At 41.6% G+C, this 14,034-nt stretch carries 15 protein-coding genes; 7 read left to right on the top strand and 8 right to left on the bottom strand.

Going from position 1 to position 14,034, the window contains the following annotated elements; all coding sequences use genetic code 11:
* Positions 1 to 17: 17 nt before the first annotated feature.
* Positions 18 to 2,075: an amylo-alpha-1,6-glucosidase gene (locus P2W73_RS02295; RefSeq protein ID WP_276500362.1), complete on the top strand. Its 2,058-nt coding sequence runs from the start codon at positions 18 to 20 to the stop codon at positions 2,073 to 2,075.
* A 62-nt stretch (positions 2,076 to 2,137) separates the two neighbouring features.
* Here P2W73_RS02295 and P2W73_RS02290 read toward each other — a convergent pair whose 3' ends face one another.
* The 4 genes from P2W73_RS02290 to P2W73_RS02275 form a co-directional block, all read right to left on the bottom strand.
* Positions 2,138 to 2,611 (bottom strand): hypothetical protein, encoded by a 474-nt coding sequence (locus tag P2W73_RS02290; RefSeq protein ID WP_276500361.1) that lies wholly within the window; start codon positions 2,609 to 2,611, stop codon positions 2,138 to 2,140.
* Positions 2,612 to 2,794: 183 nt separating this feature from the next.
* Positions 2,795 to 3,583, bottom strand: coding sequence for a PhzF family phenazine biosynthesis protein (locus P2W73_RS02285; protein ID WP_276500360.1), 789 nt, complete (start codon positions 3,581 to 3,583; stop codon positions 2,795 to 2,797).
* Positions 3,584 to 3,619: 36 nt separating this feature from the next.
* Positions 3,620 to 4,198: a GDP-mannose pyrophosphatase NudK gene (nudK, locus tag P2W73_RS02280; protein WP_276500359.1), complete on the bottom strand. Its 579-nt coding sequence runs from the start codon at positions 4,196 to 4,198 to the stop codon at positions 3,620 to 3,622.
* 284 nt (positions 4,199 to 4,482) lie between these two features.
* On the bottom strand, positions 4,483 to 4,926 hold the full coding sequence (locus P2W73_RS02275; protein WP_276500358.1) for a YHS domain-containing (seleno)protein: 444 nt from the start codon (positions 4,924 to 4,926) through the stop codon (positions 4,483 to 4,485).
* A 193-nt stretch (positions 4,927 to 5,119) separates the two neighbouring features.
* On the opposite strand from P2W73_RS02275, the gene P2W73_RS02270 reads away from it, so the two are divergent.
* The 6 genes from P2W73_RS02270 (at position 5,120) to P2W73_RS02245 (ending at position 11,207) form a co-directional block, all read left to right on the top strand.
* A complete protein-coding gene (locus P2W73_RS02270; protein ID WP_276500357.1) occupies positions 5,120 to 6,715 on the top strand; it encodes a GMC oxidoreductase in 1,596 nt (531 codons plus the stop codon).
* Between the two features lie 92 nt (positions 6,716 to 6,807).
* Positions 6,808 to 7,173, top strand: coding sequence for a DUF1622 domain-containing protein (locus P2W73_RS02265; protein WP_276500356.1), 366 nt, complete (start codon positions 6,808 to 6,810; stop codon positions 7,171 to 7,173).
* A 151-nt stretch (positions 7,174 to 7,324) separates the two neighbouring features.
* Positions 7,325 to 8,104, top strand: coding sequence for a hypothetical protein (locus tag P2W73_RS02260; RefSeq protein WP_276500355.1), 780 nt, complete (start codon positions 7,325 to 7,327; stop codon positions 8,102 to 8,104).
* A gap of 49 nt (positions 8,105 to 8,153) precedes the next feature.
* Positions 8,154 to 8,993, top strand: coding sequence for an aquaporin (locus P2W73_RS02255; RefSeq protein ID WP_276500354.1), 840 nt, complete (start codon positions 8,154 to 8,156; stop codon positions 8,991 to 8,993).
* A 146-nt stretch (positions 8,994 to 9,139) separates the two neighbouring features.
* Positions 9,140 to 10,162 carry a VOC family protein gene (locus P2W73_RS02250; protein ID WP_276500353.1) on the top strand — a complete coding sequence of 341 codons (1,023 nt, stop codon included), beginning with the start codon at positions 9,140 to 9,142 and terminating at the stop codon, positions 10,160 to 10,162.
* 97 nt (positions 10,163 to 10,259) lie between these two features.
* On the top strand, positions 10,260 to 11,207 hold the full coding sequence (locus P2W73_RS02245) for a hypothetical protein (protein WP_276500352.1): 948 nt from the start codon (positions 10,260 to 10,262) through the stop codon (positions 11,205 to 11,207).
* Between the two features lie 62 nt (positions 11,208 to 11,269).
* Here P2W73_RS02245 and P2W73_RS02240 read toward each other — a convergent pair whose 3' ends face one another.
* From P2W73_RS02240 to P2W73_RS02225, 4 genes are all read right to left on the bottom strand, one after another.
* Positions 11,270 to 11,755 carry a hypothetical protein gene (locus P2W73_RS02240; RefSeq protein ID WP_276500351.1) on the bottom strand — a complete coding sequence of 162 codons (486 nt, stop codon included), beginning with the start codon at positions 11,753 to 11,755 and terminating at the stop codon, positions 11,270 to 11,272.
* A 174-nt stretch (positions 11,756 to 11,929) separates the two neighbouring features.
* The gene (locus P2W73_RS02235) at positions 11,930 to 12,298 is read right to left on the bottom strand and encodes a hypothetical protein (protein ID WP_276500350.1); all 369 of its coding nucleotides are present in this window, start codon (positions 12,296 to 12,298) and stop codon (positions 11,930 to 11,932) included.
* Between the two features lie 196 nt (positions 12,299 to 12,494).
* Complete coding sequence (locus tag P2W73_RS02230; protein ID WP_276500349.1) at positions 12,495 to 12,803, bottom strand: YdhR family protein; 309 nt, start codon at positions 12,801 to 12,803, stop codon at positions 12,495 to 12,497.
* Between the two features lie 499 nt (positions 12,804 to 13,302).
* Positions 13,303 to 13,812 carry a hypothetical protein gene (locus P2W73_RS02225; protein WP_276500348.1) on the bottom strand — a complete coding sequence of 170 codons (510 nt, stop codon included), beginning with the start codon at positions 13,810 to 13,812 and terminating at the stop codon, positions 13,303 to 13,305.
* Positions 13,813 to 14,034 lie beyond the last annotated feature (222 nt).

The raw sequence follows: 14,034 nt of genomic DNA, 5'->3' as shown, positions 1-14,034 counted from the left end.
AGCATAAAATTTAGAAGATGAAATTCATTTATGATTTTCAAAAAGGTTTGGAGGGGGCCGAGTGGCTGGAAACAAACGGGCTCGGTGGCTGGTCGGGATCATCGATTATCGGCTGCAATACCCGCCGCTATCATGGCTTGCTGGTAGCCGCCATTGTGCCACCGACAGAGCGAATGGTTTTACTTTCCAAACTGGATGAAATCATTATAGTCGGCGAAGAAAGAATTGAATTGGGTACCAATCTTTACCCGGATAATATCATACACCCGAAAGGTCATCAGTATCTCAGCCTTTTTAGCAGGCAAATTTTTCCGGAATGGACATATGAGATAAATGGTATCCGTTTGAAAAAGGCAATCGGGATGATACACGGCGAGAATACTATCGTTATTCGTTATGATGTGTTGCAGGCACCGGGATCGTTCACCATGGAACTCTTACCGCTCGTTGCAGCAAGAGGATACCATTCACTGCAGCAGGCAGGTCCTCAAATGCATTGGGATGCAAATTTTGATAATGGGTTATTGCATGTAGTGCCGGATGGTAAAACAAATTTATATATTCAAATGCCCGGTGCTGCTTACCAGCATTCACCGCGATGGTTCAACCAGTTTCAATATAGCGTAGAGCAATACCGTGGCCTGGATTACACGGAAGATCTTTTCAATCATGGAATTCTTTCCATCTCATTACAGGAGGGTGATTCGTTGAGCATTATCGTATCTACAGAAAACCCGGCAAGTCGTAATGCTGATGAGCTGATGGAAAAAGAAAGGCAGCGAAGAGAATTACTACTCACCGATCAACCGGATGATGCAACAATAAAGCAATTAGTACTCGCCGCTGATCAATTCATTGTAAAACGCAGAATACAAATAGCGGAGTCTTCGCAAGTCCCCTCCATGGGAGGGGATTTAGGGGAGGCCGCCACCATCATCGCCGGCTATCATTGGTTTACTGATTGGGGACGTGATACCATGATCAGTTTGCCAGGCCTCTGTCTCAGTACCGGACGTTATGAAGATGCCAGGAAAATCTTATTGGCTTTTGCAAAAAATACAGGTCGCGGCATGCTGCCCAACCGCTTCCAGGATAATGGTGAAGAGCCGGAATACAACAATGTGGATGGAACGCTGTGGTATTTTGTAGCCACCTATAAATACCTGCAGGCTACCGGGGACAACGAGTTTATCTTAAACGAAATATTACCGGTATTAAAAGAGATCATTGACTGGCATTTCAAAGGCACAAGGTATAATATCAAAGTGGACACCGACGGTTTATTGTATGCTGGAGAAGAGGGACAACAATTGACCTGGATGGATGCGAGGATCGGCGACTGGGTAGTAACACCCAGAATGGGCAAGGCCGTGGAGATACAGGCTCTTTGGTACAATGCACTAAAAATATTTGCTGAATTATTACGGCTCAATCAACAGGAGCATGATGCCATTGTGGTAAATCTCAGTGCTGAAAAAGCCAAAGACAGTTTCAACCGTCAATTCTGGAATGAAACAGGCAATTATTTATACGATGTCATCGATGAAAACGGTGAACCAGATGCGACTTTAAGACCCAATCAACTATTGGCGATCAGCCTGCCCTTTGCTTTGATAGAAGGAGAAAAAGCCAGGTCAGTACTGCAGGTGGTGGAAGAAAAATTGTACACACCTGTCGGTTTAAGAAGTTTACCGGCTGAAGACGTTCATTATATACCTAAGTATGGCGGCGATCAATGGCACCGGGATTCAGCGTACCACCAGGGCACTGTGTGGAGCTGGCTGTTGGGTCCTTATGTAGATGCGATCATGTCTGTACCGGAATTTGTGGGATTAGATGGATTGATGGGAAAAAGCAAAGCCAAAAAAATAATCGCAGACTTCAGTTATCACCTGGCGGAAGGATGTATTGGTTCCGTGTCTGAAATATTTGATGCTGCCCCACCGCATCATCCACGGGGTTGCGTAGCCCAGGCCTGGGGTGTAGCAGAAGTGTTGAGAGTGATAAAGCAATATCGTTTGTATGAAAGTAAAATGGAAGAAGCAAAGATGAAAGTGGAAGTAGAGGAAGTGTGAAAGGAAACTATTGCCTGCATAAGGTTGCACAAATAATCGTTGACTACTAGGCAAGTGAGCATTCATTTTACCTTTGTCCACCATTCTCCATTCACGTACTGATAAGCAACAATGCCTTGATCGTTGGTCATATAAATTTTTGCAATAGAGTTAGAATCTTTTTGCTGTGCATAATTATACGGTCGAAACGAGTAATAATTTGAAAATGAAAAGTCGTTAACAATCACCGTATCCTTGTTATGGCAAAACTGGTCACCTGGGTTTATCCCGTAAAAGTCTTTCAATCGTAAATTGAAATATATTGAATCTTCGTCAGGATATTTCGTTATCAAAATGAGGCTATAGTCATCATACCCTCTTCTTGGATTTGTTATTTCATGACAAGCGATTGAAATGTCTTTATACTCTCTTGCATTCATAAAGAATCCTCGTTCATTATGTAGTGAAGAATCGATCCTGGGAATTAAGTAGAGAGCAAGGTTTCCTTTGCTGTTCTTAAATTTCAATGTATCGCCCACTTTGTAAGAAGATATCAAATCTCTATGCCGTTTGGAAATTGTGTACTTCTCTGCTGGATATTTCTTCCAACTGCAAGAAATCAAGAAAGAGAAAACTGAAATTATGATGACTAGTCTCATGAGATGCTGCTGACGCCGGGGTGTCCGTATTTTTTACCCCAAACATAACAACTATCCCTCTTATTCATAACAAAAACAACCTCATTCCGTCCACAATGTTCCCATCGAATAAGTTCTCGCATGGCCGGCAATCAATACCCGGTCTCCTTTATCCTCACAAGATAACTTGCCTCCTCTTTCAGAAAGTTGGCGGGCTGTCATTTTTGTCTTACCCAATCTTTTGCTCCAGTAAGGTATCAGGCTACAATGCGACGAACCCGTAACCGGGTCCTCAAAGATGGAAGCCTGTGGTACAAAAAAACGAGATACGAAATCACATTGTTCACCTTTAGCTGTAATGATGATGCCACCGGGATCGAGGTTAACCTGGTCCAATACCTGCCTGTTTATTTGAATCTCCCTGATTGCCTGTTCATTTTCATACACCAGCATATAATCCCTCGACAGCCAGGTTTCCGCAGGTTGTACACTCAATGAAGCTTGAATGATAGCCGGCAATGCTGCCCGCACCGGCATCCGCGATGGAAAGTCCAGCGTATACAATTCATTTGCTATCGTCACCTGCAATTCACCGCTTTTCGACTGAAAAATAATCTTGCCACTTTCCAGCGAAAGATGTTGCTTTAAAACATGAGCGGTCGCCAGTGTGGCATGGCCGCAGAGATCCATTTCGATCTCCGGGGTGAACCATCTTAATGCAAATGCATCGCCAGAAGGTATAAAAAAAGCGGTTTCCGGAACAGCGTTTTCTTTCGCAATCTTCAGCAGCAGTTCACCAGGCAACCATTCATCCAGCGGTACGACGCAAGCTGGATTACCGCCAAAGATGGCATCGGTAAAAGCGTCAACCTGGTAGTAATTTAGTTTCATGTTCCAAAATTTTTAATTGTCGTCCTTTTGATTGCTTCAAACAATATTATTCAACTTTGCATACTGTAAAAGCATGATCGTTTTTCCGTCTTTGATCTCACCGTTGCTGATCATATCATAGGCCTTGTCCATCGACAGCTCCAGCACTTCAATATCTTCCTGTTCATGTTCCATCCCGCCGCCATCGTGCACTTTCATCAGCGGTGAATATTCGGCGATGAAAAAATAGATCAGTTCCGTTACCGAACCCGGTGACATATAGGCTTCAAATATCTTGCGGACATCCGATACTTTATAACCAGTTTCCTCTTCGGTTTCCCGGCGGACGCAATCTTCCGGGTTATCCTGGTCCAGCAAACCAGCACATGCTTCTATCAGCATGCCGGTTTCATTGCCATTGATAAAAGTAGGCAGCCGAAACTGGCGGGTCAGTATCACCGTTCTCTTTTCTTTATTATAGAGCAGGATGGTAGCGCCATTGCCACGGTCATAAGCTTCCCGCTGCTGCGTTTGCAGATCCCCATTGGTTTTTTGAATTTGATAAGTGAGTTTTTTGAGCGTATACCAGTTGCTGGAAAGAATTTCAGTGCTAATGATCTTTACTTTTTCATTCATCAGGAAGGGTTATTTATAGTTGCAGGGGTTAAGCAGCGCATTTAAAAGTTTCACTAACTACCAGTCTATGTGAACACTTATGTTTTCTCTATGCCGATGTGGTAAAAAATTTTAACCACAATAGAAACACAGGCACATAGATATTAGCACATAGCTATTCTTAGGATAACGAAACTTGGAAATGCGCCGGCAAAAATTTACAGCCATGTAATTTATGATTTTGTTCTAACCTTTTCCGTTATAAACTCACCACCCGGGAAAATTGAAGTGACATTTTTTTTAGCCTATCCCTTATCCTTTACTTCCGGCCAGTTCTTATCAGCCTTTTCAATTCTCTGTTGCCGGTCTTTGTTCCACTCCTCTCTTACTTTTAAATTATAATTGAGATAAAGTTTTCCGTTCTCAATAGTCCATGCATCAGCAGAAGTCGGTGCTTTGTAGCCATTCGATAACCCATAGGCGCAATAGCCACCGTATTGCGGCGCATATTTTTCGGGGTTTGTCTTAAAAAGCTCCAGGTTTTCCGCCGAAGAAAAATGCCAGCTGGCATTATTCCATTGGTAAATGAGTTTATCATTTCCTTTCACCGCTTTGCTTTGGGTAAAATAAGCAACAGGGTCATAACCGCGGATCGCTTTTCCAGACTCAATAAATGTAGCAGATCGTTGCGCCTGCAAAGAAAGATTTGCCAACAGGGTAAGAATGAGTAACCACTTTATTTTGTTCATACAATCAAATTTTAACCAAAGTTGATCAGGAGCCGCGGCGCCAATTGTAAAAGAACTGACACTTCTGTCCACATTATGCCGTGGATTCGGGTAATAAAAATTTTCCGTCACTTGCCCGACAAAGATTTTTTTGTTTTCATCTTCTCTTTGTATCAACAGAAGAAATGAAAACTTCAAATCTCAAACTTCAAATATGATCAACCATTACGATATCATCATCATTGGCACCGGTAGCGGTGGCAGCACCATGGCTTATAAACTGGCGCCGACCGGCAAAAAAATTTTGATACTGGAAAGAGGTGGCTTTATTCCCAAAGAAAAACAAAACTGGGATCCGCATGAAGTGGTAACACTGGGACGCTATCGCCCCAAAGAAGATTGGTATGATAAAGATAGCAAGCCTTTCAAACCTTATATCCATTATAATGTTGGTGGCAATAGCAAAATGTATGGCGCTGCTTTATTCCGCTTCCGTGAATCTGACTTTGAAGAAGTACAACATTATGGCGGTACCTCGCCTGCCTGGCCATTTGGTTATCCTACGCTGGAAAATTATTATACCCAGGCCGAGCAGTTATACAGTGTTCATGGCAAAAGAGGTGTTGATCCCAGCGAGCCGCCTGCCAATAGTGAATATCCATTACCACCACTGCCCTATGAGCCATTGATCATGGACCTGGAACAAAAAATGAAAACACTGGGATTAAAACCTTTTCCCCTGCCAATGGGTGTGCGGCTGCCACAGGACTATACGGAAACGGAAGCACCACTGGTATTGGAAAATTTTGATGGCTTTCCTGATCTCACCGACAGCAAAGCCGATGGACAGGTAAGATGCCTGCGTCCCGCATTGATGAATAAAAATGTTACGCTACTCACCCATGCTTACGTGGAAAAGCTTGATACAAATGAAGAAGGAACTAAAATAACCAAAGTGATTGCCGATGTAAAAGGCGAACGCATTGTATTTAATGCCGACATAGTGATCGTGGCTTGTGGCGCGGTGAACTCCGCTGCTTTGTTATTGCGCAGTGCCAATGCAAAACATCCAACAGGATTGGCCAATTCATCAGACCAGGTGGGAAGAAACCTGATGTTGCATCACAACGGCTGCCTGGTGGCTTTTACCAAAAAGAAAAATGATTGTGTCTTTCAAAAAAGTTTAGGCCTCGCCGATTTTTATCACGGTGCTGATGACAGCGAATACCCCCTGGGCGAAATACAGTTGATGGGAAGAAACGATCCCGACACAATATTATGGATGGGCGAAACATTATTCCCGGGCAAAACTTACGAAGAACTCAAAGAGATGAGTATTGATTTTTGGTTAACGGCGGAAGATCTTCCTGGTCCCGACAATCGTGTCTCCCTTCGGGATGATGGAAACATCCAGGTGAATTACACCCGGAATAATTATACCGCTTACGAAAAATTAAAAGAAAAACTAAAAGGCATTTTTGAAAAATTGGGTGAAAAAGATGCGGATTATAAAAATGTGAAATGGGGTGGCTATGACCTGGACATTAGTGGCATGAGTCACCAGAATGGAACCTTGCGATTTGGCACTGATCCATCCTCGTCGGTGCTGGATATAAATTGCAAAGCCCATGACCTGGAAAATCTCTATGTCGTAGATGCGAGTTTTTTCCCAAGCTGTGGTGCTTTTAATCCTGCGTTGACTATTGCAGCCAATGCATTGCGGGTGGGTGATCATATCATCAACCAGGTACTGAACAAACAAGCAAGTAAAGCAGACAAACAAAATGCTTTTCAACGTGTCCTTTCTTAACGCTCTCTCATAACAGTTGGTTTTCCTGCCTGCCGTCAGGCAGGGGTTAATGGGCCCCTGTCCTGCTAAGGGATATGGGGCTTTCTTAAAAAATGATGGAAGAATTTGCAAAAAAAATAACCGTTTGTATCAGTCATGGACTGGAAATAATGGCAGCAACAATAATCGGCATCGCTGTTTTAAAATTATTATACCGTTATGTGGGTTTTACTTTTAAAAAGGAGTTTTTCAAAAGTCCTCCCCACCGGGGAGGTTTGGAGGGGCTTAGAGTAAGATTTGGCAGTGCAGTGGCTGTATCCCTGGAATTGTTGTTGGGTGCTGATGTATTAGCCACTGCTGTTGCACCCAGTTGGAACGATATTGGGAAACTCGCCGCCATTGCCATATTGAGAACCGCATTGAATTATTTTTTGGGAAAAGAATTAAAAGAGATCGGGATAGCATGTAGGGAACAGTGAGTGCTAAGTGGACAGAAATAGTTCCGAAATAATTTTAACTTTTGAATTTTCGCTTTTCACTACTCCTCTCACAACTTCCTTTAGCTGGATTAAGTACAATAAGCATAGTCTCAAAAGCTGCGATGTTAAAATTGCCTATCTTTTCAAGGCCATGCGTTTATTTGAATTTGAAGACCTGGACTGGTTCCCTGATTTTTTAAGGGAGAGCATGACGGATTATTTACGATTCGTTCTTAGTGCTGTCAATTTTTATTATCCGGTAACAACAATTATCAGGGAAGGACTGGAAAATGCTGAACGTTTTACAATTATTGATTTATGCTCCGGGGGTGGCGGAGCAATTAAAAAGATTCAAAAAAATTTCCACGACACTTATTTCCTCAGCTTACCGGTAATCTTAACCGATAAATTCCCAAACTTTGAAGCATTCCATCTTCTTAAAAAAGAAAGCAACGGAGATATTGACTTTGCCGGTTATCCCGTTGATGCAATGAACGTGCCTCCGGAGTTAAAAGGATTAAGGACCATTTTCTCAGCCTTCCATCATTTCAATAAAGAACACGCAAAGCTAGTGTTGCAGGATGCTGTAACAGCCCGGCAACCAATCGCCGTTTTTGACGGGGGTGATAAAAATATTTTTACAGTATTGGGAATTATCATTTTTCACCCGGTTATCTTTTTTCTTTTTACTCCATTTTTCAGGCCATTCAGATTTTCCAGGATCATATTCACTTACCTGGTACCGCTTATCCCACTTTGCACCATTTGGGATGGAGTAGTTTCTATCATGCGGTTATACAAACCGGCTGAACTGTTAGTAATAGCCAATTCAATCAACAATCATTCTTTTACCTGGAAGGCAGGAAACCTCAAAAACAAATTTGGCATGAAAGTGACTTATTTATTGGGTTATCCTGAAATAAGCGCTTAAAGTCAAACACCCGACAGCATCCACTCATGACATTGCTTCTTTTTGCATCATGAGAGCAATGCCGATACAGGTATTTACCGGCACGAAAGGTGCAAAGCAGATGAAGGCAGTGTTCCGTAAAAACTGGAAACACTACCTGCAGGAAGCATTGGGTCTTGCCATCTTTATGATCTCGGCCTGCTTTTTCAGTGCGATGATCTTTTCAGAAAAAAGTACATGGCATAATGCTATCCCTGGTGAAATGGCGAAGAATTTGTTGATGGGATTGATGATGGGATTTACTGCGCTGTTTATTTTTTATTCTCCCTGGACGGCGCCAAGCGGTTCGCAGATCAATCCTGCTGTTACGCTGAGTTTTTTACGCATCGGCAAAATGTGCCGCTACGATGCTCTGTTCTTCGTCATCTTTCAATTCATTGGTGGCACAGCAGCAGTTTTTATCATGCAGGCATTGATGGGAACTATTTTAACCGATCCGCCGGTGAACTCATCCGTTACCATTCCGGGCAAATGGGGACCAGGCTATGCATTGCTCACAGAATACATCATTGCCTTTATCACGATGAGCATGGTACTATTCACTTCGCATCATGAAAAGTTGAAAAGATATACCCGGATCGTTTCCGCTATCCTGGTTTGTTGCTGGGTAATAATTGCCGGACCTATTAGCGGCTTTGGTATGAACCCGGTCCGCAGTTTTGCATCGGCATTGCCTTCCGGCATTTGGACATCTTTTTGGATCTACCTTTTTATTCCTTTTGCCGGCATGTTAACAGCCACCGAAGTTTTTCTTTTTATCCAACGAAGAAAGAACATAAATCAAGGTCGTGTGGTGCATATCAAAAACACAGCTAGTAAAATTACCGAACCGCAAGACTCATTCTTATGAAAGATCTCTTAACCTTGAACCGTTTCTTTCTTAAACCACGTAGTGGTTACCTGTTTATAAAAAACAATAACAATAAATGGATAAGACTCCGTGGGAGTCTCCTGTTTAAACAGCTAATCAGTTTTGAGTTATGTAAAAAACAACACATGAAAAGGAAATTACGCTATACAATGGCTTTAATCAAAGCCATCCTTATTTCCATTATTTCTCTTTCACAGGTGAGCAAAGTGGAAGCGATTGGAATGACGGTAAAGGATATGGATCGTTCTGTGCAATTCTATACTGAAGTATTGGGTTTTAAAAAAATCAGTGACACGGAGTGGAGTGGTGAAAAAGTTGAAAAGCTAAATGGCCTGTTTGGGTTAAATGCAAGAGTGGTTCGCTTGCAGCTGGGAGATGAATTCCTTGAGCTGACAGATTACCTGACCACCGGTGGCCGCAGCATTCCCGAAGATGCCAAAAGCAATGATCTTTTTTTCCAGCATATCGCTATCGTGGTAAGTGATATGGATAAAGCCTACAGGCAATTAAAGAAATACAAGGTGGAACATGTATCCACTGCACCGCAAACATTGCCCAAATCTATACCTGCGGCTGAGGGCATCAAAGCATTTTACTTTCATGATCCCGATAAGCACAATCTCGAACTGATATTTTTTCCAAAAGGAAAAGGCCTGGGAAAATGGCATCCCGATAGCTATCGGAACAACGGCAAATTATTTCTCGGCATCGACCATACTGCCATCGGGGTGAGCAATACTGAAAACAGTCATGCCTTTTATAGGGACATGCTGGGCATAGAACGAAAAGGTGATAGCTGGAACAAGGGCGAAGAACAGGAGCATTTAAACAATGTAGAAGGAGCATCGTTGCATATTACCGGTTACCGGGCCGCACAAGGCCCGGGCATTGAGTTTTTGCAATACCTCGTGCCCGGACCCGGCAAGCCTTATCCCGCAGATTCAAGAACCGATGATGCCTGGCATTGGCAAACTGAGCTGATCGTGAAGGATGCAGAAGTTTTATACAATAAATTCAAAACCGGTCATGCAAAATTTGTTTCAAAAGAATTAGTGCAGCAGGATGTCAACGGAATACACAACAAATCATTTATAGTGCGTGATCCGGATGGACACGCCTTATTGATAAAAGAATATGTTAATAAATAATGAACATTGAAAATTGAGCATTGAACATTCTTGTTGCGGTGAAGGAAATGTTCAATTTTCAATGCTCAACGCTCAATGTTCAATGAAAACAACAACAATGAAAAAAATACTTCCGATCTTATCAATTGTAACTATCATTTCTGTCCAATCTCATTCTCAGGGCTGCAGCGATGCGGGTGTATGTACACTGCATTCGATAAAAAACAATGCGGAAGCCCATGAATCAAAAGAAGGAAAGAAGAATGATATTTCAGTGGGCTTTGCCTTTGGCAAGGGTGAACGGTCAACCGACAACTATACCGGTTATCTCGAATACACAAGGAGTATAACCAACCAAACATCTGTAACGGGGAAACTCGGCTATTCATTTGTCAATGGAGAACTAGCCAATACCAATGGCTGGACAGATTTGTTTTTTTCCGTCAACCATGCTTTTGACCAGCCGGCTGACAAGAAAGGCGCCAATAAAAAATGGCAGAAATCTTTTGTGCTGGGCTTGAAGCTGCCCTTAGATGGCGCCGACATTGTGAAGCATGGCATTCACTTACCCATGCCCTATCAAACAAGCCTGGGTACGATTGACCTGGTGCTGGCGTTGAACTATAACCGGAAAAATTTTGGCGCTACCCTGGCTTTGCAGCAGCCACTGAAAGCAAACAATGAAAATAAATTCCTGCCGGGTGATTACCCGGCTACACCACTCACCTTAAAATACTGGCCTACCAATGAGTTTGAAAGAAGAGGAGATATTGTTGGAAGAGTTTCTTATAGCTTTCACACAGGCGAACGATTTTCGATACGGCCAAGCCTGCTGGGCATTTATCATTTGGGCAATGACAGCTATGCAGATGATAATAAAACCAGGCGGAAGATTTATAACTCTCCCGGGCTTACACTGAATGGAAATGTATTTGTTGACTGTCGCCTTAAAAATGGAAATGGTTTTGAACTTTCAATTGGTGCGCCATTTGTCGTAAGAGATCAACGCCCTGATGGGTTAACAAGATCGTTTGTGACAAGTTTGGAGTATCAGTTTAGTTTTTGAAAATGATTTCCCGGTCTTGTGCAATTGGTGGAAATACAATCTCTTAATACGATTGCAACCATTTATAATTTAGGATTTTTTGGTGATTTAGTTCGATTGCCGAAATCAATAAGTAAGCTTTTCAAAACATTAACCTTCCCCTGTTTCATTGGATTTTGTTCATAAACGAATAGCATTATACTGATATCTTGAAGTTCCTTTTTATTCCTGATTTGATTTTGTCTTATAATCCCATCTACCCGGGCTTCCACACTTTCAAAAATGTCAATATCGTGACCTGTTTTTTCTTTGATATAACTGCGAAAAGCCAAGTCACTTCTTCGCCTTGGGTGTTCGGCTAAGCTATTGAGTTTTTGCTGAAGCCTGTCCATTCTACCCTGTTGACAATATTTTTCAATCTGTTGTTTTTGCTGCTGATAATGCTCAACCACATATTCATATTCGCTGTTTGATAAATCTTTTACAGCCTGTTCAAGAATGTAGTCAAGTGTGGCTAATAAGATGTCTTTGTGCCACGTTAATCTTGATTTCCTTTCGTCAGATTTCATTTCTTGTTCTTCTTGAATTTAACTTGAATTTATCTATAAATAACGTTACAGACAAAGTAGAATAGCCTTAAGAAGTAAGAGCATTTGAAAACTTCAGCTTCATTTACTTTTTGCTGCTCGTTAAAGATAATTTGTCCACAACATATTCGTCAATCGATGCTTGCTGTTGGCATTTTACAGCTTCAAATGTTCTACTAAGTTGTTATCCCTGATTAGTATAAAGTTGATGCTTTCCCTTTTTGGCTCGTAGTCGATAGATACTACAGTATCACCTACCTTGTAATTGTCTACCAAGTAGGCTGAGCCAAGAAAGGATGCCTCGCCTTGTCGTGTTTGCGTGGGCTTTCCCGCTTTTTCAAAAACTTGCGCTCTGTAATCACCAAAAGTGATATTAAACGGAAGTTCAGTCAGAGTAGATTTTGGAAAGATGTTGACGGTAGAAAAAATAGGATTGCCTTTTTCAATAACAACATTATCGTCTTCATCAAAAACTTCTTCATTATTCACAAAACCTAACTCCAATCCAGACTTTTCTGATGGCATATAATTACTATCTGTGACATTATACTCGATCAAGTCGCTAAATGTACTCTTAATGAATGTCAGAAAGTTTATGTCTGATAAAGGAGCTCCAAAGTATTTTGTTAAGTCTTTATATGAATGGATGGTCTTCTATGCTTGCAGCCAACGGCCGATGTTAGCGGAAGTGCTTCTGTCAACACAATAGAAGATCTAATTCCTATTTGAGTCCCCGAGTAATTAATGAAGCATTCTGATTTACTTCATAGTCAACCGAAGAAACATTCTTTACGAACGGTCGGCTTACAACTGCTTTTACCAAGTCAGAATTCATAAAATCTTCCATTGCCGTTTTGTTTTCCCATAAATAGAAACCGCCAAAAGTGTTTTTTTCTATGTCTGCGAGCCAAACTTTTGAAATAAGACCTTTTACTTCCGCTAAAATTGGTGCATCTGGTTCCACCATTTGCTTAAGATATTCCGCTTGAGAAATATCATTTAATTGATAAGTGATTATTTGTGCTTGCATTGTTCGATATTTTAAATTAATAATAATGCAAAAGTAAAAGTGTACCAGCACCTAAAAAATGCACAAATCATAAAATTTAATACACATTTCTTTTGTGAATTCTTTCGGACTGAAACCTGTTCTATTTTTAAGAACCTACTAAAATGTGCTTTATTTTCAAAACCAAGTTCGTAAGCAATAGTTTTACTTCTTTCATTTGTATAAATAAAAGTCTCTTTGCTTCTTGTATTATTCGGTCGTGTAGGATTGTTAATGGATTTTTATTTGTAACCGATTGAAGTATTTTAGCAAAATTAGTAGTAGTCAAGCTTAATTCTTAGCCTTCTGTCGGTATTTGTGTCGTCATAGCATTACCGCTAACGTTAAAGCATTGCTGTCAGGTGTGGCATTGGCCGCAGTGCTGATCAGTAAAGTTAATCAGATGCCGTTTTATTCGGCATCCTAATAGAATTACGTCCAGCCACACTTGCAGCAATGCACTGTTGTGTGCCCGTCCTTTTCAATTGGCAGTTTTCAAAGGCACCGGGTAAGCAAAAATCCGCATTGTTCTCCTGCTTTTGTCGTCAGGGTAATTTAGTTCACCACCGCCCAAATGAACAAAGCCAACATTCACCTGCTGACCAGGAGTAAAGCCTTTCATGAACTGGTACATCGAGTCTCCTGAAGGCGGCATACTGTCCTGAAACTTCATGCCATATGTGAACTCTATGTTTCTTGAATGAAACTGTGTCGTTACAACCCAATCTTTTTGCACTACTGAGTCAACGATTACGGTCATACTGTCAATGTAGCGCCCCAGCGAGTCGACAAGAAATTGCTTCATCCTGTCCTGAAAGATTGCCCGAATTTTTTCTCTTTCATTTGTTTCCTTTGCAGCACGGTAATTCCTTTCATAATCATCAAGAAGTTGAAACAAATACCGCTGATTACTGGAATATTGTTGTTCGTCTTTGGTAACTTTCTTTGGCGTGTCACTACAGCCGGTAAGCCCCCCAAAAAGCAAAGTCACAAGAAAAATGAAACTGTGTCGCTGTAGTAATCTTGTCCTCATAATGATTGCAGTCGTTGGTCGAACTTCGGATGCCACACAACGTGTGTATTGCCGAATATACGAACTAAATGATTTTCGCAAATACAACCCATAAAGACTGATTTGCGAAGTCTTGTCTTTCTTTTCATCTCATCCGTCACCCACCCGACACCCAAAAATTCCAATCCATCGTTGCTTTGC

The organism is Terrimonas pollutisoli, assembly GCF_029360765.1.
GTDB lineage: Bacteria > Bacteroidota > Bacteroidia > Chitinophagales > Chitinophagaceae > Terrimonas_B > Terrimonas_B pollutisoli.
Note: the sequence above shows the minus strand (reverse complement) of the source record. Positions and strands in the feature narration are given on the sequence as shown.